The sequence below is a fragment of the Marivivens donghaensis genome (genome assembly GCF_030410045.1).
Taxonomy (GTDB): domain Bacteria; phylum Pseudomonadota; class Alphaproteobacteria; order Rhodobacterales; family Rhodobacteraceae; genus Marivivens; species Marivivens donghaensis.
This window is the reverse complement of the sequence record NZ_JAUFRA010000007.1, coordinates 268306-289024: the sequence shown is the minus strand read 5'-3', so window position 1 is coordinate 289024 and position 20719 is coordinate 268306. Positions and strand designations below refer to the sequence as shown.

Genomic DNA, 20719 nt, shown 5'->3' with positions numbered 1-20719 from the left:
TATTTTTCCTCTCCGATCCGACATAATGAGGGGAAAATTGCCAAACAGTTTGGCACAACCATGACCCAACAATGGGCGCCCGAGCAGGGCAGAGCGGATCGCGATGCTTGAATTCGTAAACGTGAGCAAGTCCTTTTGGACAGGAAAACAGCGCAAGGTCATCCTTGATCGCGCGTCGTTTCGTGTGGAACTCGGCAACTCTCTTGGCATTTTGGCACCGAACGGCACGGGTAAAACCACGCTGATCAACATGATGTCTGGCTTGGAAAAACCCGATGAGGGTGAAATCCACCGCAAGTGCCGCATTTCATTCCCGCTGGGCTTTATGGGCGGCCTCGTCACGCGCCACACGGGCAAAGAGAACACCCGCTGCATCGCGCGTCTCTACGGGCTCGACCCCGACTACATCGAAGCCTTCTGCCGCTGGCTCTGCGACATCAAAGAATACTTTGACATGCCCGTTGGCACCTACAGCCAAGGTATGCGCGCACGGTTGTCTTTTGCGCTGATGTTGGCGCTCGATTTTGATATGTATCTGATCGACGAAGGTATGCCTTCGACAACCGACCAAGAATTTAACCGCAAAGCGGGCGAAATATTAAGAGAACGGTTGGAAACAACAACGGTGGTCATCGTGTCCCACCAAGCCGCCACGCTAGAACGGTTCGCCAAATCGGCAGCCGTCTTAATGGACGGTCACCTACATATGTTCGATACCTTGGAAGAGGCAAAACAGCTTTATGACTATGAAACCCAAGGCCAGTAAATTCCGCCTGCGGACCACCGATCCCAAGGCAACCGACGACAAACCGCAAGCGGCCCGCCCAACGCCACCGCAGCAGCCACAGCCGCGTCCGCAAGTGCAGCGCCCACAACAGGCACGCGCCCCGCAACCTGAACAGGCGCAAGAGCAGCCGACGCCGCCCGTTGATGCCAATATCGACAGCCCCGCTGTCGCCTCTGCCGAAGCAGAGATTGACACGATCCGCAAAGAGGGCCTCACAGGTCGTCAGTTGCGCATGGCGCGGCGCGTGGCGCAGAAACACGGCCTTGCCGTAACCTCCGATTTCGATGCCGTCCGCCAATTGCGCCAAAACGGCATTGATCCCTTTGAACGGTCGAGCATTCTCGAACTCGTCGCGCCGAACGGTGGCGGGAATGGGGGCGGTACGAAGCCTCCCACGGGAACCGCTCTCGCGGCTGGTGGCAAAATGCAACTGCCGCAGACCATTCAACAGGGACGCGCCCTGACCGCACCTGATCCCGCTGCCGCTGCAGAGCGTCGCGCCAGCGAGATTATGCGCATCCAGCAGGACCTTATTCGCCGCCGCCGCCAACGGTTGGTGTCGCTCTTCTCGCGGCTCGCGATCTTTGTCCTGCTGCCGACGCTGCTGGCGGGCTATTATTACTTCGTCATCGCGACCCCGATGTATGCGACGAAGTCTGAATTCGTGATCCAGCAGTCCCAACCCGCAGGCGGTGCCGCTGGTGGCCTCTCTGGCCTGTTCCAAGGCACGTCGCTCGCCACTCAGGCAGATGCGATTGCCGTGCAATCCTACCTCACGTCCCGCGCCGCGATGGTCCGCCTAGACGAGGAAGAGGGATTCAAAGCCCACTTTAGCCAAGATCACATCGACCCGATTCAGCGCCTTGACCCAGACGCCAGCAACGAGGCCGCCTACAAGCTGTATCAGCGCCTCTTGACCATCGGCTATGACCCGACCGAGGGCATCGTTAAGATGGAGATGGTCGCGGCCGACCCGCAGACCAGCCAGCGTTTCTCTGAGGCGCTTATTTCCTACGCCGAGGAACAGGTCGACCAACTGACGCAGCGCATGCGCGAGGACCAGATGTCCGGTGCAAACGCCAGCTATGAAGAGGCCGAGGCCCGCCGCAAAGAAGCGCTTGAGGCACTCCTGACCATTCAGGAAGACCTCGAAACCTTCAGCCCCGATAGCGAGGCGCAGCTCGTCATGAACCAGATCGGGCAGCTTCAGACCAGACGGCAGGATAAGATCCTCGAACTCGCCTCCTTGCAGTCCGTCGCCCGCCCGAACGAAGCGCGCGTAAACGCCGTAAACAGCGAAATCGCGAGCCTTGAAACCTCAATCGAAGACTTGCGTCTCCAGTTGACCGAAACAACAGGCTCCGGGAATTCACTTGCGTCCAAAACAACGGAACTGCGTGCCGCCGAAGAAAATTACCAGTTCCAGATCGCATTGGTGCAGCAAGCCCTCACCATGATGGAAACGGCACGGCTCGAGGCCAACCGTCAGGTGCGCTATCTGTCCCTCGGCGTTGTGCCGATCGCGCCCGATGATCCGACCTACCCCAAAGCCTTTGAGAACACCTTGGTCTCCTTCCTGATCTTTGCAGGGATTTACCTGATGTTCTCGCTGACGGCTTCGATCCTCCGCGAACAGGTTTCGTCGTAGATTCTGTGTCCGACTCGCTCTGACCACGAACGTCCCGCCCCTTCGGCGGGACGTTTTCGTATTGAGCGTGTCACCAAAGGCTCGAAAACACGCACGAACACCCCTGTTTTCCAACGGCCTAAAAAGAATGCATAAAGAGTAACAGTTTTTTGCCGCTCCCCCCTTGAACCGCCCCGCAGCAGCTTGTAATACCCCCCTCGCTGCTGGGGTGTAGCCAAGTGGTAAGGCACCGGTTTTTGGTACCGCGCACCGTAGGTTCGAATCCTACCACCCCAGCCAGTTTCCTCCTAAGTCACTGACACCTATAAGAAATTGGCACTGCGAGTCCGCAGCCGTTTTTCAGCCGCACTTTGGCGCGACACATGCGTCAAATACACCTTTTCTTGTGATCAGGATTCTATGACTTGATCCTAGCAGCACGGCAGCTGCCCCACTTTCGATCATTTTGCACAGACCCTGTGGAAAGCGGTGCGAAGATTTAATCGGGCGAATACGATAACCTGCGCGCATCTTATTCCAACAGATCGTTCACATCATGGTTTCCAACACGTCTAGTAGCTACGGGGCGCTGGCCCGTTTTTTTCATTGGTCTATCGCCCTTTTAATCATTACCGACATTGGGCTGGGGTTGATCGGGGATGCGATTGAACGCAACGCAGAGACCGCGGGGTTCCTGCAAACCCTGTATTCCACTCATAAAACCATCGGCATTGCGGTTCTGCTCCTCGCAGTCCTGCGCGTAATCTGGGCCCTCACCCAGCCCAAGCCCGTACCCTTGCATCCCGAACGCAAAGCCGAAACCTTTGTGGCCGAAGTCGTACATTGGGCGCTCTATGGTGCGATTTTCGTGATGCCTTTGTCTGGTTGGGTTATGCACTCGGCCGAGACGGGCTTTGCGCCAATTTGGTGGCCGTTTGGGCAAGACCTCCCGTTCGTTCCAAAGTCCGAATCCGTCGCCCATATTGCAGGGTCCATTCACGGGCTGTCCGCGATTGTCATCTACCTTACCGTCGGCGCGCATATCGCAGGTGCGCTGAAACACGCGATTATCGACCGAGATGACACTCTGGCCCGGATGACAAAAGGCAAGGTTGCAGGTTCGCAGGCATCATCAGGCAGCCATTTGGCTCCGATGGTTCCCGCAGCGATCCTCTGGGCCGCCATCATTGCAGTGCCTATTTTGACCCAACCTGCTCATGAGCACGGCTCGACAACGATTGCTGTCGAAACTGCGTCAGATGCAAATTGGCAGGTAGAGAGCGGGACTTTGACGTTTACGGTCGCTCAAATGGGGGCGCCTGTGACAGGCCAGTTCGGCGCTTGGACGGCATCGATCCTGTATGACGACACGGGGTCCGGTGAGGTTGAGGTCATTATTGACACCACATCGCTCACCCTCGGGACGGTCACTGATCAAGCAAAAGGAGCGGAGTTCTTTGACACCTCCAGCTATACCACTGCCGTCTTTGCGGCTGAGATCGAACAGATCGAAGGAGCCTCTCATCGTGCGAGCGGGACGCTAACGCTGGTCGGTCAAACCGTCCCTGTGGTTCTGGACTTCACGCTCGACCGCGACGGTGATGCCGCATCAATGACAGGCACAGCATCGCTGGATCGCCGCGATTTCGGGATGGGGTCTGGCTACACGGATGAATCGACGGTTGGCTTTGGCGTCATGGTCGATGTGGCCCTCACCGTGACGCGAACCCGCTAAACAAAAAAGCCGCCGGATCGCTCCGGCGGCTTTCGCATTCACTTTGGTTCGGATTATTCAGCCGGAACCATGGCTTCGATCGAAATCTCGATTGCCACTTCGTCGCTGACGTAAGGCGCGAACATTCCCATATCAAAGTCAGAACGCAGAACAGTAGTGGTCGCGTTGAAACCAACCCACGGTAGGTTCGCCATCGGATGGTCGCCCATCTGGGTCATGGTTGCGTCCAGAACGACTGATTTGGTGATACCGTTCACGGTCAGGTCGCCAGTGATGAGGCCGGTGTTTTCGCCAGTCACTTCGATGCCAGTCGAGGCAAAGGTGATCAGCGGAGCAGCGCCCGCGCCAAAGAAATCGTCAGACAGGAAGTGTGCGTCGCGCTCGTTCCAGCCAGTGATCAGGCTGTCAGCTTTGACTTCTACGGTCACAGACGATGCCGCAGGGTTTTCTGCGTCGAACGAGATCGCGCCGTCAAAGCCAGAGAACATGCCAGTCGTGGTCGAGAAGCCGAGGTGGTTATAGGAGAAAACGATCTGGCTGTGCGATGCGTCCAGAACGTAATTTACAGGCTCTGCAGCCACAGCAGTGGCAAGGCCAAAGACCGCAGCAGACGTAAGGAGGAACTTTTTCATAATACACTCTCTTGAGTTGTGTGAGGACTGATCTGGACACTTAACCGAAACATTTGGTTCGGCAATTCACAGTGGCGGAACAGGGTCTGTGTTTTGGCGAACAGCCCGTCGCGCCAAAGTGACTTGCTAATGACGTAAGGGCAGGCCAACGACATTTTACTCTTCGATCAAAAAATACTTTTAATTTCGCGTGTGGTCTGGTCTGTCCTGTGGATGCATCGCGCAATTCAGGCTACCATCCTGACATTGCCCAGAGGTTTTGGAGCTTTCTATGACTGTAGACGCCCGCCAAGGCGCCACCACCATGCAGGCCGCGCATCAAGTGCCCGCAACGACCGAAACGGCCCATGCGTTCAACCGAAACGCGGGCTGCCCTCTCGATGTGTCCATGTTCGACGGACACGCCGTCAACCTGAGCGCCACAGAACGCCGCGCAGCGTCCCTCACGACGCGCCGGTCGGTCAAGAAAGCGCATCAAGCTGCATGGCTCGTGAATGCGATCCGCATGATCGACCTGACGACCCTCGCTGGTGACGATACGCGCGAACGTGTGCGCAGGTTGTGTGCAAAGGCCGCCCAGCCATTGTCCCCCCAGCTTAAGACCGCCATAGGGATGGAAGGCATGCGCCTGACGACAGGCGCTGTCTGTGTCTACCCCACGATGGTGCGTCACGCGGTTGAGGCGCTCGCTGGCACGGGTATCCCTGTTGCCTCCGTCGCCACTGGTTTTCCTGCGGGTCTCACGCCGCTAAACCTCCGCCTAGCTGAAATCCGTTATGCGGTCGAAGAAGGCGCCGAGGAAATCGACATCGTGATTTCCCGCGAACTCGCGCTCAAAGAAAACTGGTCGGAACTCTATGACGAAATCGCCGCGATGCGTGAGGCCTGCGGTCCTGCACATATGAAGGCGATCCTTGCCACGGGTGAACTGCGCACGCTCCGCAATGTCTATGCGGCCTCGATGGTCGCGATGCAGGCGGGTGCCGATTTCATTAAGACCTCCACTGGCAAAGAGGGCGTGAACGCCACCCTGCCCGTCTCACTCACTATGGTGCGCGCGCTTCGCGACTACGGCGCCGAGACTGGGTTCAAAATCGGGTTCAAACCTGCGGGCGGCATCAAATCCGCCAAAGAAGCCATCGCATGGCAAATCCTAATGAAAGAGGAAATGGGCCGCGACTGGCTAAACCCTGATCTGTTCCGCTTTGGCGCGTCCTCCATGCTGGGCGACATTGAACGCCAGATCGAACACTTCGTCACAGGCCGCTATTCCGCCGCCAACCGCCACGCCACCGCGTAAGAGAGTTCAGATGACCGATATTACACCGCTGCTTTCCGACCTCGACTACGGCACTGCTCCAGAGGACGCATCCATCGTTCGCAAATGGCTCGACGCTCATAAGGCTGGCTTTGGCCATTTCATTGATGGCGCGTTTACGCCCGTAGGCGAAACCTTTGCCGTGACCGACCCCGCAACGGGTGATGTCATTGCCCACGTGACCCAAGGCACCAGTGCCGACGTGGACAAGGCCGTTGCCGCCGCGAACAAGGCCCAACCAAAGTGGGCGAAACTGTCGGGCCATGAACGCGCCAAACACCTCTACGCCTTGGCACGTCACATCCAGCAACACGCACGGTTCCTCTCCGTCTTGGAAACCATCGACAACGGCAAACCGATCCGCGAAAGCCGCGATATCGACATCCCGCTGGTCGCTCGTCATTTCTACCACCATGCGGGCTGGGCTGAAATTCTGGCAGACGAATTCCCGAACATGGATGCCGTTGGCGTTTGCGGTCAGGTAATCCCGTGGAACTTCCCACTGCTGATGCTCGCATGGAAAATCGCGCCTGCCTTGGCCGCAGGGAACACCGTCGTTCTGAAACCCGCCGAATACACGCCGCTAACTGCGCTGGCCTTTGCCCAGATTGCCGCCGAATGCGGCCTGCCCAAAGGCGTGCTGAACATCGTGACAGGTGATGGCGCGACGGGTGCTGCCATTGTCGGCCATAAGGACATCCAAAAGGTTGCCTTTACGGGATCGACCGAAGTTGGCCGCATCATACGTGACCAGATCGCTGGATCGGGCAAGGCGCTGACCCTCGAGCTTGGCGGTAAATCCCCGTTTATCGTCTTTGCCGATGCCGACCTCGATGCTGCCGTCGAAGGCGTCGTCGATGCCATCTGGTTTAACCAAGGTCAGGTCTGCTGTGCAGGCTCCCGCATCCTCGTGGCAGAGGCCGTTGCCCCGCGCTTTACGGCCCTTTTGAAAACCCGCATGGCAAAGCTGCGCGTTGGTGATCCGCTCGACAAAAACACAGATGTCGGCGCGATTGTGCATCCCGTTCAGGCAGACCGCATTCGCGATTTAGTCCAAATGGGTCAAGACGCAGGTGCTGTTCTACACCAGATCGCCGCACCGCAGGGCTGTTTCTACCCCCCGACCCTCGCGACCGATGTCGAACCCGCGTCGATCCTGTGGGAGGAAGAAATCTTTGGCCCCGTGGTCACGCTCACCACCTTCCGCACGGTCGATGATGCCATCGCATTGGCGAACAACACGCGCTACGGCCTCGCGGCGTCGATCTGGTCGGAGAACATCAATCTCTGCCTCGATATCACGTCGAAGGTCAAAGCGGGCGTTGTCTGGATCAATGCGACAAACATCTTTGACGCGGCAGCTGGCTTTGGCGGCTACCGCGAAAGCGGGTTTGGCCGCGAAGGGGGGCGCGAGGGGATGCTATCCTACCTTAAACCCGCGTCGGTCAAATCAGGCAAAGCGGAACCCGCACCCGCCGCATTGGACGCAGCCGTTGGCCTATCGACGACCGCCGAAATTGACCGCACAGCCAAGCTCTACATCGGTGGGAAACAAGCACGCCCGGACAGCGGCTATTCCTACACCGTATCTGGCCCGAAAAGCCCCGTTGGCCTCGCCCCTCTTGGCAGCCGCAAGGACATCCGTAACGCCGTTGAGGCCGCCGCCAAAGCCTCTGGCTGGGGCAAGGCGACAGGCCACAATCGGGCGCAGGTCCTCTATTACATCGGTGAAAACCTCTCCGCCCGCGCGGGTGAATTCGCGGACCGCCTCCAGTCCTTCGGTGCCAACAAAGGCACCGCACAGGCAGAGGTCGAGGCCGCAATTCGCCGTTGTTTCTGGTATGCGGCTCAGGCCGATAAATTCGACGGCGCGGTTCACTCAACACAGTCGCGCATGGTCACATTGGCAATGAATGAACCCTTGGGGGTCATCGGGATCGCTTGCCCCGACCGTCATCCACTGCTCGGGTTTATCTCAACCGTGTTGCCCGCCATCGCAACTGGCAACGCCGTGGTCGCCGTGCCATCGCAGACGCAACCACTTGTCGCGACAGATTTCTACCAGATCCTCGAAACCTCTGACGTACCCGCTGGCGTCGTCAACATCGTCACTGGCCCGCGTGAGGAACTCTCCAAAACGCTTGCCCAACACGATGAAGTCGCCGCGATGTGGTATTTCGGAACGGCCGACGGCTGCGCCATGGTCGAAAAGGCCTCGACCGGCAACCTCAAACAAACGTGGACCGAAGTCGCAGGCACCCGTGATTTCGCATCACCTGCAGGGCAAGGGCGCAAATTCCTCGCCCGTGCGACCCAAGTCAAAAATATCTGGGTGCCCTACGGCGAATAACCCCACAGGTGCAGCCCTTTGATCAATGGGGCTGCACCAAACACTTGCAACACTCGGCAATTCTAGCCATGCAGTGCCCGTGACTATTGCATCTGAACCTCAGTCTGATCGTTTGACCGCCCTTGGGTGGACCTCGTTTTATGTCGACCAAGTGTCCGACGACGAGGCTAGCCTCGTGCCAATGCGCGTCGCGACCGTCCACCGCAGCCGAATGACCGCTACGACAGGGCGGGATTCCACACGTCTGGTTCTGGGCCACAATGTCCGAACGACTGATTTCGCGGTCGGCGATTGGGTCTTGGTCGAACCTGATACCTCGCTTTTGGTGCGTCGCCTTGACCGTCATTCCCTACTTCAACGCCGCACCGAAGGGGGCCGCGATCACCAGCTGATCGCCGCAAACGTGGACACGCTGTTTATCGTCACCTCCTGCAACGACGACTTTAACCCAGCGCGGTTAGAGCGGTATCTGGCCCTTTCGAACGAAGCAGGTACAACCCCCGTCATCGTTCTGACAAAGGCCGACCAAACCACCGAACTCGACCGATACAAGACCGAGGCCGCAGCCATCCAACGCGACCTGACCGTTGTCACCGTCAACGGCAAATCCCCTGAAGCAGCCAAAGTCCTCGCGCCGTGGTGCGGTGCGGGCCAAACGGTTGCCCTGATCGGATCATCTGGCGTTGGCAAATCGACGCTCTTGAACACCCTCGCTAATAAAGCCCCTGATGAGGCCCAAGCCACGGGTGGCATCCGCGAATCCGATGCCAAGGGACGCCATACAACGACCTCGCGGTCGCTCCATTCCATTGAGGGCGGCGGCTGGGTGATCGACACTCCGGGCATGCGCACCCTGCACGTCAGCGATCTGTCTGTCGGCCTCGACGTGCTCTTTGCCGAAATCGTAGAGCAAGCCGACAATTGCCGCTTCCGCAATTGCACCCACGCCCACGAACCAGGCTGCGCCGTCCAAGCCGCCGTCGCCCGCGGCGAAATCGACGCGGCGCGCCTAGACCGCTGGCACAAGCTCCAAGATGAAAACCGCAGCAACACGCCTGTCCAAACTGGCCCGCGCGGAAAAAAGGTCACCAAACCGTCGGGGCGCAGGCGGTAGTCAGCACAACGAAAAAGGGCGGCTCTTACAGCCGCCCTTTCGTTATTTCTACATAGCGCAGATCAGCCGCACTTGGAATATCCGCACGACGTGCACGAGGCGCAGCCGCTTTCCATCTTCATGCCGTATTCACCGCAGGATGGGCAGGGTTTGCCGCGCGGGGCTTCGCCGACGACCATAACTTCGGCTTGGGGATCGACCTTGAGGTGCTTGCCTTCGCCTTCGATAAAGCCAATCGCCACCATGTGCTGTTCCAGCACACCACCGATCGCCGCGAGGATCGACGGAACGTATTTGCCCTTCATCCATGCGCCACCACGTGGGTCGAATACAGCCTTCAGCTCTTCGACCACAAAGGACACATCACCACCGCGACGGAACACAGCTGACACCATGCGGGTCAGTGCAACGGTCCATGCAAAGTGTTCCATGTTTTTGGAGTTAATGAAGACCTCGAACGGACGGCGGTGGCCTGCGATCACAACGTCATTGACGGTGATATAGATCGCATGCTCGCTATCCGGCCATTTGACCTTGTAGGTGTTACCTTCCAGCGCAGCAGGACGGTCCAGCGGCTCGGACATGTAGATGACTTCCGCATCGGTCGAAGTGGTCTCTGGCGCCTCGGACGGAGTTTTGTCCGACGATTCAGACACCGACAGAACGGAACCCGTCACGTCGTTTGGACGGTAGGTGGTGCAGCCCTTACAGCCTGTCTCGTAAGCTTCCATGTAGACTTCTTTGAACGAGTCAAAGTCGATGTCTTCGGGGCAGTTGATGGTTTTCGAAATCGACGAGTCGATCCATTTCTGCGCAGCCGCCTGCATCCGCACGTGAGCCAGAGGCGCGAGCGTCTGAGCGTTCACAAAATAGCTCGGCAGTTCTGCGTCTGCGCCGAATTTATCGCGGTAGAGTTTGACCGCGTAATCGACGACTTCTTCTTCGGTGCGCGAACCGTCTTTTTGCAGAACCTTGCGAGTGTAAGCGTAAGCAAACACAGGTTCGATGCCCGACGATACGTTACCAGCATAGAGCGAGATGGTGCCTGTCGGCGCGATCGAGGTCAGCAGCGCGTTGCGGATACCATGCTCTGCGATGGCGTCTTTCACGTCCTGATCCATGATCTTGAGCGAACCAGACGCGAGGTATTTGTCTTTGTCAAAGAGCGGGAACGCGCCCTTCTCTTTGGCCAGTTCAACAGATGCGAGGTAGGACGCACGAGCGATCTGTTTCATCCATGCTTCGGTTTGCGCGGCGGCTTCTTCGGTGCCGTATTCCAGACCGACCATCAGCAGCGCGTCAGCCAGACCCGTTACGCCCAGACCGATACGACGCTTTGCCGCCGCTTCTTGGGCCTGCGCCTCAAGTGGGAAGCGCGACGCATCCACAACGTTGTCCATCATGCGCACAGCGGTCGCCACAAGGTCGTCGAGCTGCTCAACATTCAAACGAGCGTCTTTTTCGAACGCGTTCTCAACCAGACGCGCCATGTTGATCGAACCGAGCAGACATGCGCCATACGGCGGCAGCGGCTGTTCACCACAGGGGTTCGTCGCTGCGATGGTTTCGCAGTAGGATAGGTTATTCATCTCATTGATGCGGTCGATAAAGATCACGCCGGGTTCAGCGTAATCGTAGGTCGACTGCATGATGGTGTTCCACAGATCACGCGCGTTGACGGTCTTGTAGACCTTACCGTCGTAGATCAGTTCCCACGATTTATCCGCCTTAACCGCTTCCATGAACGGATCGGTGACGAGAACCGACATGTTGAACATGCGCAGACGTGCAGGGTCGGATTTCGCAGTGATGAACTGTTCGATATCAGGGTGGTCGCAGCGCATCGTCGCCATCATCGCACCACGGCGCGAACCCGCGGACATGATGGTGCGGCACATCGCATCCCAAACATCCATGAACGACAGCGGACCAGACGCATCAGCCGCCACACCTTTGACCAGCGCGCCTTTGGGACGAATCGTCGAGAAGTCGTAGCCGATGCCGCCACCCTGCTGCATGGTCAGCGCCGCTTCTTTGAGCATGTCGAAAATGCCGCCCATCGAATCTGGCACAGTGCCCATAACAAAGCAGTTGAACAGAGTAACCGAGCGCGCGGTGCCCGCACCAGCGGTGATGCGGCCAGCAGGCAGGTATTTGAAATCTTCCAGAGCGCCGTAGAACTTATCTTCCCATTTTTTGGGGTCTTTTTCGACAGCCGCCAAAGCACGCGCAATTCGACGCCACGAATCTTCAACAGTGCCATCCAAAGGTTTGCCGTCGGCATCCTTGAAACGGTACTTCATATCCCAGATTTGTTCGGCAATTGGGGCGGCGAAACGAGTCATTCGGTCAATCCTCTGTCGGCATTCATAAGTGGCTGGACCGCATAGATATTGTGATGACACCCGTGAGGCAACACAAAATATTGCCTTGCCCACAGGTTTATTTGCTCTATCTAACTACGCTTCGGAGACCATAAGTTATGACCAAATTCACCCACTTAATCAAGCTATCGGTCGGCACAGAAGGCGTTTCAGACCTTGCTGATTGGCAGAAAACCGTTGCTGCACGGACCTCTGACGGATTGCCGCGCCATGTGACTCGCATGTGGCCGAAACGTGAGGACGAGGTTCTGAACGGCGGATCGATCTATTGGGTGATTAAAGGGGTGATCCTCTGCCGCCAAACGATTCTGCGTTTGGATGAGGTCACTGGGCACGACGGCATCCGCCGCTGCGCGATCGTGCTTGATCCCGAACTGGTCCGCGTTGAACCCACCCAGAAACGTGCGTTCCAAGGCTGGCGCTATCTAAAACCCGAGGACGCCCCCGCCGATCTGGGCCGCGCCAAAGAGGGCGAGGCCGATCTGCCCCCGTCCCTCTCTGCCGCACTGGCCGAAATTGGTGTTCGGTAGGACCGCTTAGATACCCAGTAGGTCTTCGAGCTGCGAAAGAACCAAGCGATCTTCATTCGACCAATCCGCAGAGCGCGATTTGAACAAAGTCGCCTGTGACGAGTGAACTAGCGAATCCGACAGGATCTTTAGGTTATTCGCCCGCAGCGTTTCACCCGTCGACGTGATGTCCGCCACGGCTTCGGCGGTTTCATTGCGAACGGTGCCTTCGGTCGCGCCTTGGCTGTCGACCAACTGATAATCGGCAACGCCGTGTTCACGCAGGAATTCCCGCACGAGGCGGTGATATTTGGTCGCGATCCGCAAACGATACCCATGGGTCCGACGGAACTGAGCCGCCGCAGCATCGAGATCGTCGAGCGTCTCTACATCGACCCACGAGGTCGGAACCGCGATGATCAGATCAGCGCCACCGAATCCCATGCCCGCCAGTTCCGTGACACGGGTTTCCCAGCTCGGCACTTTTTCCCGAACGAGGTCCGATCCTGTGACGCCCAAGTGGATACGCCCAGCGGTCAATTCACGCGGAATTTCGCCCGCTGACAAGAGCACCAGCTCAACGCCGTCGATGCCCTCGACCGCACCAGAATATTCACGTTCCGACCCTGTTTTCTTGAGCGTCAGTCCACGCTCTTCGAACCAGTCAAAGGTCTTATCCATCAACCGCCCTTTGGACGGCACACCGAGCTTGATCGTCATAGCGTATCCCTCAGCGCGAGAACGAGTTCAGGACGGATCACCCCGCCGACCGCAGGCACGGCACGGCCACGACCCAGAACATGGGTCAGCGCATCATACCGCCCACCCGACGCCACAGGTGGCAGATCAGGGCGTTTATCCGCATAAAAGCCAAACACGAACCCGTCGTAATATTCGAGAGTGGTCCGACCAAAGTTGCCTTCGAAATCGAGGGCATCAACGTTGATCCCTGCCTTCGACAGCGCCTCAAGCCGTTGGCTAAACCGCTGAACCGCAGGACCAATCGACGGCATATCGACCGCGATATCGCGCAGGTGGCTCAGAACATTCGGGGATGTTTCCCGCAGGCTCAGGATTTCGTCCAGCAGAGCAATCTGTTCCGACGCAATCGGAGCCGCCGCTGCATCTTCGCGGAGCGCTTCTATGCGGGCCTCAACCTCGGCACGGGTCCGAACGCCGTGGCTGGTGTCGATCCCTTTGAACGGATCAGCGCTGGCCAACAGCGCAGTGCGCGACGCGGGCACAGGGGTTTTTCCACCAAACCGATCGAGAAGCGCACGGAACCGACGCGGACGCCAGATATGACGCAAAAGAGCAGCCTTGCGGGCATCCGTCGTCGAAAGCCCACGCACCGCAGCCATCAAAATTCCCAGATCGCCTGTCGCAGCGCGGACAGGCAAACCCTCAAGCGCTTTGGAAATCAGGGTAAAGACCTCAGCGTCCGCATGATTGGGCGCCTTGCCGTCAAAGACCTCATAGCCAACCTGAACATATTCGTTCGGTCGCGATGTATCGTCTTCCTGCATACGGAACACTTTGCCCGAATAGGTATAGCGGGCAGGTTCGGCATTGGTTTCCATGTGCCACTGCACCACAGGAACCGTAAAGTCAGGGCGCAGCATCATCTCACCGCGCAACCCGTCGTAAGTCACATAGGCGCGGGCACGGATGTCTTCGCCGTAGAGGTCCAACAGGGTCTCAGCGGGCTGGAGGATATCCGTCTCAACGACCTGCGCGCCCTGCGCCTCAAACAGCGCACGAATACGGCGCGCTTCGGCGTTTGCTTGGATCAAGCCTGTCATTTCTTCTGGCTTTCCAAAATCTCACGCACTTTCGCCACCAGATCACCACGCGGCACTTCGTACTGGCTCGGGCGTTCTTTCCATTCGTCGAGCGTTGCGTTCTGCGCAATCTGCGCACCAAGGATCAGGTCCTTGATCTGCACAACGCCGTTCTCTTTTTCAGAACCACCCTCGATCACAGCGATCGGAGAACTGCGTTTGTCCGCGTATTTCAGCTGGTTGCCAAAGTTCTTGGGGTTACCCAGATAAACTTCGGACCGAATACCCGCGTTGCGCAGTTCCGCGACCATCGCCTGATAATCCGCCATGCGGTCCTTATCCATCACGGTCACAACAACGGGACCGATGGCCTCATTGCTCATCCGCCCTTTGGCGCGCAGCGCTGCCAGCAAGCGATCAACACCGATGGAGACACCCGTTGCAGGGACTTCTTGACCCGTGAACCTTTTCACGAGGTCATCGTAACGACCACCGCCAGATACGGACCCGAACTGACGCGGACGTCCTTTTTCGTCGAGGATTTCAAAGGTCAGTTCAGCCTCGAACACAGGACCAGTGTAGTAACCTAGGCCACGCACCACCGACGGGTCGATCAGGATACGATCCGATCCATAGCCCTGCGCATCCAAAAGCTCTGCCATATACTCAAGCTCGTTCACACCGTCGTTGCCGACGACGGACGCGCCAACCAACTCGCGCAGACGCGCAGCCGTTGCAGCACCGCTTTCGCGACGTGCATTCATAAAGCCCATGACGATATCGGCCTGTTCGTCCGACAGACCAGCACCCTTGGTAAAGTCGCCAGAGTCATCCATTCGGCCTTTGCCGATCAGAAGGCGCACGCCCTCCTCGCCGAATTTGTCGAACTTATCGATGGCGCGCAAAACGATGCCACGTTCATCAACGAACTTATCGGGATCGGTCGGGTCCAAAACGCCTGCGACTTCCATCACGCCGTTCAGAACTTTGCGGTTATTCACGCGCACGATGTAGTCACCACGCGGAATACCCACGGTTTCCAGCGTGTCGGACAGCATCGCGCAAATCTCTGCGTCTGCGGCAACGGTCGGCGATCCAACGGTATCCGCATCGCACTGATAAAACTGACGGAACCGACCCGGACCCGGCTTTTCATTGCGCCAAACGGGACCCATCGCATAACGGCGATAGGGCGACGGCAGGTCATTGCGATATTGCGCGGCCACACGCGCCAACGGCGCGGTCAGGTCATAGCGCAGCGCGACCCAGTCCTTTTCATCCTCTTGCCATGCGAACACACCCTCGTTTGGGCGATCCACGTCAGGCAAGAATTTACCAAGCGCCTCAACGGTCTCAACAGCCGAGGTTTCCAGCGCCTCAAACCCGTAGCGATGATACACTTCGGCAATCTGACCGAGCATATGGCTCCGCTCGGTGACTTCTGCACCGAAGTAATCACGGAAACCTTTGGGCGTTTCTGCCTTTGGGCGGGGCTGTTTCTTTACCTTGGCCATCTTATTCCTCGAGGGTCGGCTATCGGGTCTGCGTTTAACCCGCCAATGGCCTAAGGGCAACGCGAAGGTTGCAGGTTACTGGCGGGGTCACATCAGACGTGCTATCTCGGCGATATGACAAATATTACCGACCTCGAAGAAAAAATCGCTCACCTGACCCGCACCGTCGACGATCTGTCGGATGTTGTGGCCCGTCAGGAACGCGAACTTGCTCTCGTGATGCGCCGCGTTGGCCTGCTGATGGAGCGTGAGGCCGAACGCGAAGCCGCCTCAGGCGACGGCGTCCCTCTGGCCGATCAACGTCCGCCTCACTGGTAATCAGTGTTCGTCGATTGCGGCGACATCACCGTTATGCAGCAGGATATTGGTCCATTCGGGATTGGTCCCGAAGGTCTCATACACCGTCATAAACACAGTATTCCGACCCAGCGCGTCCAGTTGCGCGCCGCAAGGTTTGCCATGCCCGACGCGGCAAACCGATGATTTGATCGCCTCATAGGTGCTGTCGGTGTCCGTATAGGGGAGCGTCGATTCAGGTGTCAGGTAACGCACCATTTCATGCGTGCCCACATCGCCGAACATCACAACCGCCGCCGTCACCTGCCGTGCGCAGCCATCCGCAAAACCTGTGATGTAATGCGTGCGCGGAACCGACGTGTCTCCGCCCGCGTCATAAACCGTGTAACCCGCGACCGATTCCACCTTCTGCCCCATGTCAGAGGTCGCAATCCCGCAGACAGGCGCGATCACACCATATGGAAGGAACGTCCCGATCGGCACCGCATCGGCTGGCTCTGCTGGTGCTTCAGCCTCATCCGAATTCCGCGCGAACATGCGGCCAAAGAAACCGCCACGAGCCGCAGGAGTTTCGGGATCAAGGTCATCGACTGGCTCAGTTACTTCAACCGCGGCCAATTCGACTTCGGCCTCTGGGGTGTCATCCACCACAACAGCCTCGTCAGGTGCATCAGCATTGCCCGCAAATATCCGCCCGAAAAACCCGCGTTTTTCCTCGATATCTTCGGCGACTGTGACATCAGCTTCAGCGGCAATTGCTGCCTCGGGCGCATCGGTGGCCAGTTCGACCTCATCCAGACGACCCACCTTATCCAGCGGGGACATACAGCCCGCCAACAGCCCGACAGAGGCGATAGCAAAAAGGCGGTTCAACATGGCGGGTCCCTTCCGAGTGGTCCCGCGTTTTAACACGATACCCCCGATGGTCCACCCGCGACCTTAGCCGCGGGCAAAAGTGCGCCTAGGCCTCGACCACATCCATGACCCCATCCAAGGACCGCAAGGCACCTTTGATCTCTGGGTTGATCGGGAAATCTTCGCTCAGATCGATGTCAATTTCGGCAAGGTCACCCGAGGTCATCAGCGTTAAGATCACAGGCCCACGGGCACCACGCAGTTTTTGCGTCTTTGCACCCTCAAGCACGGTCGAAATCGCCGACACCGCCTGAGGTTCGTTCACATAGACCCGCAACGCCGACGATGTCAGATCAGAAACCACCGTATCAATCGGCACAATCGACCGCGCCAAAAGCTTCAGCTGATCGGACTCCATCGTCGCCTCGACCGTCAGAACGACCTTATTGCCCGTCTCCAAATGATCGCGGCACACATCCAGCGTATCCGAGAAAATCGTGACCTCATAAGCCCCCGTCGGATCGGACAATTGCGCAAAGGCAAAACGATTGCCTCGTGCGGATTTACGTTCCTGACGCCCCGCCACGTGACCCGCCATTTTGACAACGCAGGCACCGTGTTCAGCCTTCGCCATGACATCGTCGAGCGACAGAACCTGATTGCGTTTCAGCGCCGTCATGTAGTCATCCAGCGGGTGACCCGACAGATAAAAACCAATCGCCTTATATTCTTCGGCCAGTCGCACCGCAGGCAGCCAGTCGGGCGTATTCGCCAATCGTGGCTCTGGCAGATCGTCGCCCGCCTCACCAAAGAGCGACACTTGGTTCGATGTCTTTTGATCCTGAATAGCGGCCGAATAACCGACCAAGGCCTCTAGGCTGTCAAAGACCCGCTTGCGGTTGCTGTCCAACTGATCGAACGCCCCTGCCCGTGCGAGCATTTCCAACGGACGTTTCCCGATCCGCTTCAGGTCACACCGCCGCGCGAAATCAAACAGCGTCGCAAAGGGTTTATCACCGCGTCCCTCGACCACCAGCCGCATTGCATCCGCGCCGACGTTTTTCAACGCACCCAGCGCATAGACGAGTTTTTGATCGACCACGTCAAACGTCGCGAGACTGCGGTTCACGCAGGGCGGGATGTAATCGATCCCAAGCCCCTTTTTCACCTCTTGGAAATAGATCGACAGCTTGTCGGTCAGGTGAATATCGCAGTTCATCACACCGGCCATAAACTCGACCGGATGGTTCGCCTTGAGCCATGCTGTCTGATAAGACACCACCGCATAGGCCGCCGCGTGGGATTTGTTAAAGCCGTAGTTCGCGAATTTTTCGAGAAGGTCGAAAACTTCCGATGCCTTCTTTTTGTCGACACCGTTCTTCGCCGCGCCCTCTTCGAATTTCGGGCGTTCGGCGTCCATCGCCTCTTTGATCTTTTTACCCATCGCACGGCGAAGCAAGTCCGCGCCGCCAAGCGAGTAACCCGCCATGACCTGCGCGATCTGCATCACCTGTTCCTGATAAACGATGATGCCCTGCGTTTCGGCGAGGATGTGGTCAATGGTCGGGTGGATCGACTCGAGTTCTTTGCGACCGTGTTTCACATCGCAATAAACGGGAATGTTCTCCATCGGACCCGGACGATAGAGCGCCACAAGCGCAACAATGTCCTCGATACAGGTCGGCTTCATCCGTTTCAGGGCGTCCATCATGCCCGTGGATTCCACCTGGAACACCGCAACCGTTTTCGCCGCCGAATAGAGCTTGTAGGTCTTTTCATCCTCAAGCGGGATTGCGTTGATCTCGTTCTTTGCCCCTTCGGCAGGTTCATAAAGCTGCGTGCCATCCGCCGCGACATGAAGCGGGCGACCCGATTTAAAGATCAAATCCATCGCAGACTGAATGACGGTCAGGGTCTTTAGGCCCAAGAAGTCGAACTTTACGAGGCCCGCCTGTTCAACCCATTTCATGTTGAACTGGGTCGCAGGCATGTCAGAGCGCGGATCCTGATAGAGCGGCACCAAGGCATCCAACGGACGGTCCCCGATCACGACACCTGCCGCGTGGGTCGATGCGTTCCGCAACAGGCCTTCGATTTTGGTCCCGTAGGTCAAAAGCCGATCAACGACTTCTTCGTTGCGGGCTTCTTCGCGCAGACGTTCTTCTTGGATCAGGGCCTGTTCAATGCTGACAGGTTTCACACCCTCGACAGGGATCATCTTGGACAGACGATCCACCTGCCCGTAGGGCATCTGCAAAACCCGCCCAACGTCGCGCACTGCAGCCTTAGACAGAAGCGCACCAAAGGTGATGATCTGCCCGACTTTGTCACGACCGTATTTCTGCTGCACATAACGGATCGTTTCTTCGCGACGGTCCATGCAGAAGTCGATGTCGAAGTCAGGCATCGACACACGTTCGGGGTTGAGGAAGCGTTCGAACAGAAGGCTGTAGCGCAGCGGATCAAGGTCGGTGATCGTCAGCGCATAAGCCACAAGAGAGCCCGCACCCGAACCACGGCCCGGACCGACGGGGATGCCGTTATCCTTGGACCACTTGATAAAGTCCGCAACAATCAGGAAGTAGCCAGGGAACCCCATCCCCTCGATGATATCCAACTCGAAATCGAGCCGCGCTTGGTATTCTTCAACCGTCACCGCATGAGGAATAACCGCCAATCGTGCCTGCAAACCCTCATTGGCCTGACGACGCAGTTCAACGACCTCATCATCGGCAAACTTCGGCAAGATCGGGTTGCGTTTGTAGGCCTTGAACGCACAGCGTTTCGCGATCTCGACCGTGTTTTCCAGTGCCTCGGGAAGATCGGCAAAGAGGGTCGCCATCTCTTCGGGCGATTTGAAATAGTGCTGCGGGGTCAGGCGCCGACGCGGTTCGGCCTGATCGACATAAGCCCCCTGGGCGATACAGATCAGCGCGTCATGGGCTTCGTAAATGTCGGGCTTCGGGAAATAGACATCGTTGGTCGCGACGAGCGGCAATTCCATCGCATAGGCCATTTCAATATGACCGCGCTCTGACAATTGCTCTGCCTCGGGGAGGCCGTCCTCTTGGGGGTGGCGCTGGAGTTCGACATACAGCCGATCGGGGTAAATCTCTTTCATTTGCGACAGCAACGCCTCAGCCTTCCCACGCTGACCTGCCCGCAAAAGACGCCCAATCGGACCATCAGGTCCACCAGACAAACAAATCAGCCCTTCGGAATATCGTTCAAGGTCCGCGACCTCGACCTGCGGCAACCGCCCACCAGCGTCCACATAGAGAACGCTGTTCAGTTTCATCAGGTTTTCATACCCGCGCTCTGACTGGGCCAGCAGCACAATCGGCGCTGGATCATCGGGACGCTTTCCCGGTTCGGGCGTGGTATAAGCCAGATCGACCTGACAGCCGATAATCGGCTGGATACCTGCACCGCTGGCGTATTCGGAAAACTCCAACGCGCAGAACATGTTATTGGTATCTGTCACAGCGACCGCGGGCATGTTCATATCCGCCGCCATGCCCGACAGTTTCTTCACCCGCACCGCCCCTTCAAGGAGCGAATATTCCGTGTGAACGCGAAGATGGATGAATCGTGGCTGGCTGGTCATGTGGCTAGGATATGGCCAGCGTTGGGGATGTAAAAGCATCAAATGCACGCAATTTCACCGCGCATTTTTTGGGCAACTGACGCAAAGGACGGCAGGTTTCGACACAAAATTCTTGCCAACTGCGGAAAGCATCGCTTTGATCAGAGGGATAAAGAGAGTGGGCCTCTACGCCGCATCGATGCCCAATGACATTCTCTGGACCTTTGGTA

Annotated in this window: 15 protein-coding genes and 1 tRNA gene; 9 read left to right on the top strand and 7 right to left on the bottom strand. The window is 57.7% G+C overall.

The features are described from left to right. Positions 1 to 103: 103 nt before the first annotated feature. The 4 genes from QWY83_RS13130 (at position 104) to QWY83_RS13115 (ending at position 4149) form a co-directional block, all read left to right on the top strand. A complete protein-coding gene (locus tag QWY83_RS13130; protein WP_249947046.1) occupies positions 104 to 766 on the top strand; it encodes an ABC transporter ATP-binding protein in 663 nt (220 codons plus the stop codon). After that, positions 741 to 2435 (top strand): KpsE/RkpR family capsule polysaccharide export protein, encoded by a 1695-nt coding sequence (locus QWY83_RS13125; RefSeq protein WP_249947045.1) that lies wholly within the window; start codon positions 741 to 743, stop codon positions 2433 to 2435. The genes QWY83_RS13130 and QWY83_RS13125 overlap by 26 nt, the downstream gene beginning before the upstream one ends. A gap of 204 nt (positions 2436 to 2639) precedes the next feature. Then, positions 2640 to 2714 (top strand) — tRNA-Gln (locus QWY83_RS13120). A 256-nt stretch (positions 2715 to 2970) separates the two neighbouring features. Beyond that, positions 2971 to 4149 (top strand): cytochrome b/b6 domain-containing protein, encoded by a 1179-nt coding sequence (locus QWY83_RS13115; RefSeq protein ID WP_249947044.1) that lies wholly within the window; start codon positions 2971 to 2973, stop codon positions 4147 to 4149. A 53-nt stretch (positions 4150 to 4202) separates the two neighbouring features. Here the strand turns inward: QWY83_RS13115 and QWY83_RS13110 are convergent, their stop codons facing one another. After that, positions 4203 to 4781, bottom strand: a complete 579-nt coding sequence (locus QWY83_RS13110; protein ID WP_249947043.1) for a YceI family protein — start codon at positions 4779 to 4781, stop codon at positions 4203 to 4205. A gap of 304 nt (positions 4782 to 5085) precedes the next feature. On the opposite strand from QWY83_RS13110, the gene deoC reads away from it, so the two are divergent. The 3 genes from deoC to rsgA all read left to right on the top strand — a co-directional run bounded on the left by deoC (position 5086) and on the right by rsgA (position 9563). Further along, positions 5086 to 6081, top strand: a complete 996-nt coding sequence (gene deoC, locus QWY83_RS13105) for a deoxyribose-phosphate aldolase (RefSeq protein WP_435404534.1) — start codon at positions 5086 to 5088, stop codon at positions 6079 to 6081. Positions 6082 to 6091: 10 nt separating this feature from the next. Continuing rightward, on the top strand, positions 6092 to 8449 hold the full coding sequence (locus tag QWY83_RS13100; protein ID WP_249947042.1) for an aldehyde dehydrogenase family protein: 2358 nt from the start codon (positions 6092 to 6094) through the stop codon (positions 8447 to 8449). Between the two features lie 79 nt (positions 8450 to 8528). After that, positions 8529 to 9563, top strand: a complete 1035-nt coding sequence (rsgA, locus tag QWY83_RS13095; protein WP_249947041.1) for a ribosome small subunit-dependent GTPase A — start codon at positions 8529 to 8531, stop codon at positions 9561 to 9563. 62 nt (positions 9564 to 9625) lie between these two features. On the opposite strand, the gene QWY83_RS13090 is transcribed toward rsgA, so the two are convergent. After that, positions 9626 to 11908 carry an adenosylcobalamin-dependent ribonucleoside-diphosphate reductase gene (locus QWY83_RS13090; protein ID WP_249947040.1) on the bottom strand — a complete coding sequence of 761 codons (2283 nt, stop codon included), beginning with the start codon at positions 11906 to 11908 and terminating at the stop codon, positions 9626 to 9628. A gap of 137 nt (positions 11909 to 12045) precedes the next feature. On the opposite strand from QWY83_RS13090, the gene QWY83_RS13085 reads away from it, so the two are divergent. Further along, positions 12046 to 12477, top strand: coding sequence for a DUF1489 family protein (locus QWY83_RS13085; RefSeq protein ID WP_105234358.1), 432 nt, complete (start codon positions 12046 to 12048; stop codon positions 12475 to 12477). A gap of 6 nt (positions 12478 to 12483) precedes the next feature. Here the strand turns inward: QWY83_RS13085 and hisG are convergent, their stop codons facing one another. The 3 genes from hisG to hisS are packed head-to-tail and all read right to left on the bottom strand — an operon-like array spanning position 12484 to position 15751. Next, positions 12484 to 13176, bottom strand: coding sequence for an ATP phosphoribosyltransferase (gene hisG / locus QWY83_RS13080; RefSeq protein ID WP_249947039.1), 693 nt, complete (start codon positions 13174 to 13176; stop codon positions 12484 to 12486). Then, positions 13173 to 14258: an ATP phosphoribosyltransferase regulatory subunit gene (locus QWY83_RS13075; protein ID WP_249947038.1), complete on the bottom strand. Its 1086-nt coding sequence runs from the start codon at positions 14256 to 14258 to the stop codon at positions 13173 to 13175. Before QWY83_RS13075 ends, hisG begins: the two co-directional genes overlap by 4 nt. Continuing rightward, a complete protein-coding gene (gene hisS / locus QWY83_RS13070) occupies positions 14255 to 15751 on the bottom strand; it encodes a histidine--tRNA ligase (RefSeq protein ID WP_249947037.1) in 1497 nt (498 codons plus the stop codon). Before hisS ends, QWY83_RS13075 begins: the two co-directional genes overlap by 4 nt. Before the next feature lie 114 nt (positions 15752 to 15865). On the opposite strand from hisS, the gene QWY83_RS13065 reads away from it, so the two are divergent. Beyond that, positions 15866 to 16069, top strand: a complete 204-nt coding sequence (locus QWY83_RS13065) for a SlyX family protein (protein ID WP_105234354.1) — start codon at positions 15866 to 15868, stop codon at positions 16067 to 16069. On the opposite strand, the gene QWY83_RS13060 is transcribed toward QWY83_RS13065, so the two are convergent. Then, positions 16070 to 16924, bottom strand: a complete 855-nt coding sequence (locus QWY83_RS13060) for a hypothetical protein (RefSeq protein WP_249947036.1) — start codon at positions 16922 to 16924, stop codon at positions 16070 to 16072. Positions 16925 to 17009: 85 nt separating this feature from the next. Next, positions 17010 to 20510: a DNA polymerase III subunit alpha gene (gene dnaE, locus QWY83_RS13055; protein WP_249947035.1), complete on the bottom strand. Its 3501-nt coding sequence runs from the start codon at positions 20508 to 20510 to the stop codon at positions 17010 to 17012. Positions 20511 to 20719 lie beyond the last annotated feature (209 nt).

What these genes read in the sequence shown, in the direction of transcription:
- QWY83_RS13130 (WP_249947046.1), top strand. Translation starts at nt 104, where the DNA reads ATGCTTGAATTCGTAAACGTGAGCAAGTCCTTTTGGACAGGAAAACAG.
- QWY83_RS13125 (WP_249947045.1), top strand. Translation starts at nt 741, where the DNA reads ATGACTATGAAACCCAAGGCCAGTAAATTCCGCCTGCGGACCACCGAT.
- QWY83_RS13115 (WP_249947044.1), top strand. Translation starts at nt 2,971, where the DNA reads ATGGTTTCCAACACGTCTAGTAGCTACGGGGCGCTGGCCCGTTTTTTT.
- QWY83_RS13110 (WP_249947043.1), bottom strand. Translation starts at nt 4,781, where the DNA reads ATGAAAAAGTTCCTCCTTACGTCTGCTGCGGTCTTTGGCCTTGCCACT.
- deoC (WP_435404534.1), top strand. Translation starts at nt 5,086, where the DNA reads ATGCAGGCCGCGCATCAAGTGCCCGCAACGACCGAAACGGCCCATGCG.
- QWY83_RS13100 (WP_249947042.1), top strand. Translation starts at nt 6,092, where the DNA reads ATGACCGATATTACACCGCTGCTTTCCGACCTCGACTACGGCACTGCT.
- QWY83_RS13090 (WP_249947040.1), bottom strand. Translation starts at nt 11,908, where the DNA reads ATGACTCGTTTCGCCGCCCCAATTGCCGAACAAATCTGGGATATGAAG.
- QWY83_RS13085 (WP_105234358.1), top strand. Translation starts at nt 12,046, where the DNA reads ATGACCAAATTCACCCACTTAATCAAGCTATCGGTCGGCACAGAAGGC.
- hisG (WP_249947039.1), bottom strand. Translation starts at nt 13,176, where the DNA reads ATGACGATCAAGCTCGGTGTGCCGTCCAAAGGGCGGTTGATGGATAAG.
- QWY83_RS13075 (WP_249947038.1), bottom strand. Translation starts at nt 14,258, where the DNA reads ATGACAGGCTTGATCCAAGCAAACGCCGAAGCGCGCCGTATTCGTGCG.
- hisS (WP_249947037.1), bottom strand. Translation starts at nt 15,751, where the DNA reads ATGGCCAAGGTAAAGAAACAGCCCCGCCCAAAGGCAGAAACGCCCAAA.
- QWY83_RS13065 (WP_105234354.1), top strand. Translation starts at nt 15,866, where the DNA reads ATGACAAATATTACCGACCTCGAAGAAAAAATCGCTCACCTGACCCGC.
- QWY83_RS13060 (WP_249947036.1), bottom strand. Translation starts at nt 16,924, where the DNA reads ATGTTGAACCGCCTTTTTGCTATCGCCTCTGTCGGGCTGTTGGCGGGC.
- dnaE (WP_249947035.1), bottom strand. Translation starts at nt 20,510, where the DNA reads ATGACCAGCCAGCCACGATTCATCCATCTTCGCGTTCACACGGAATAT.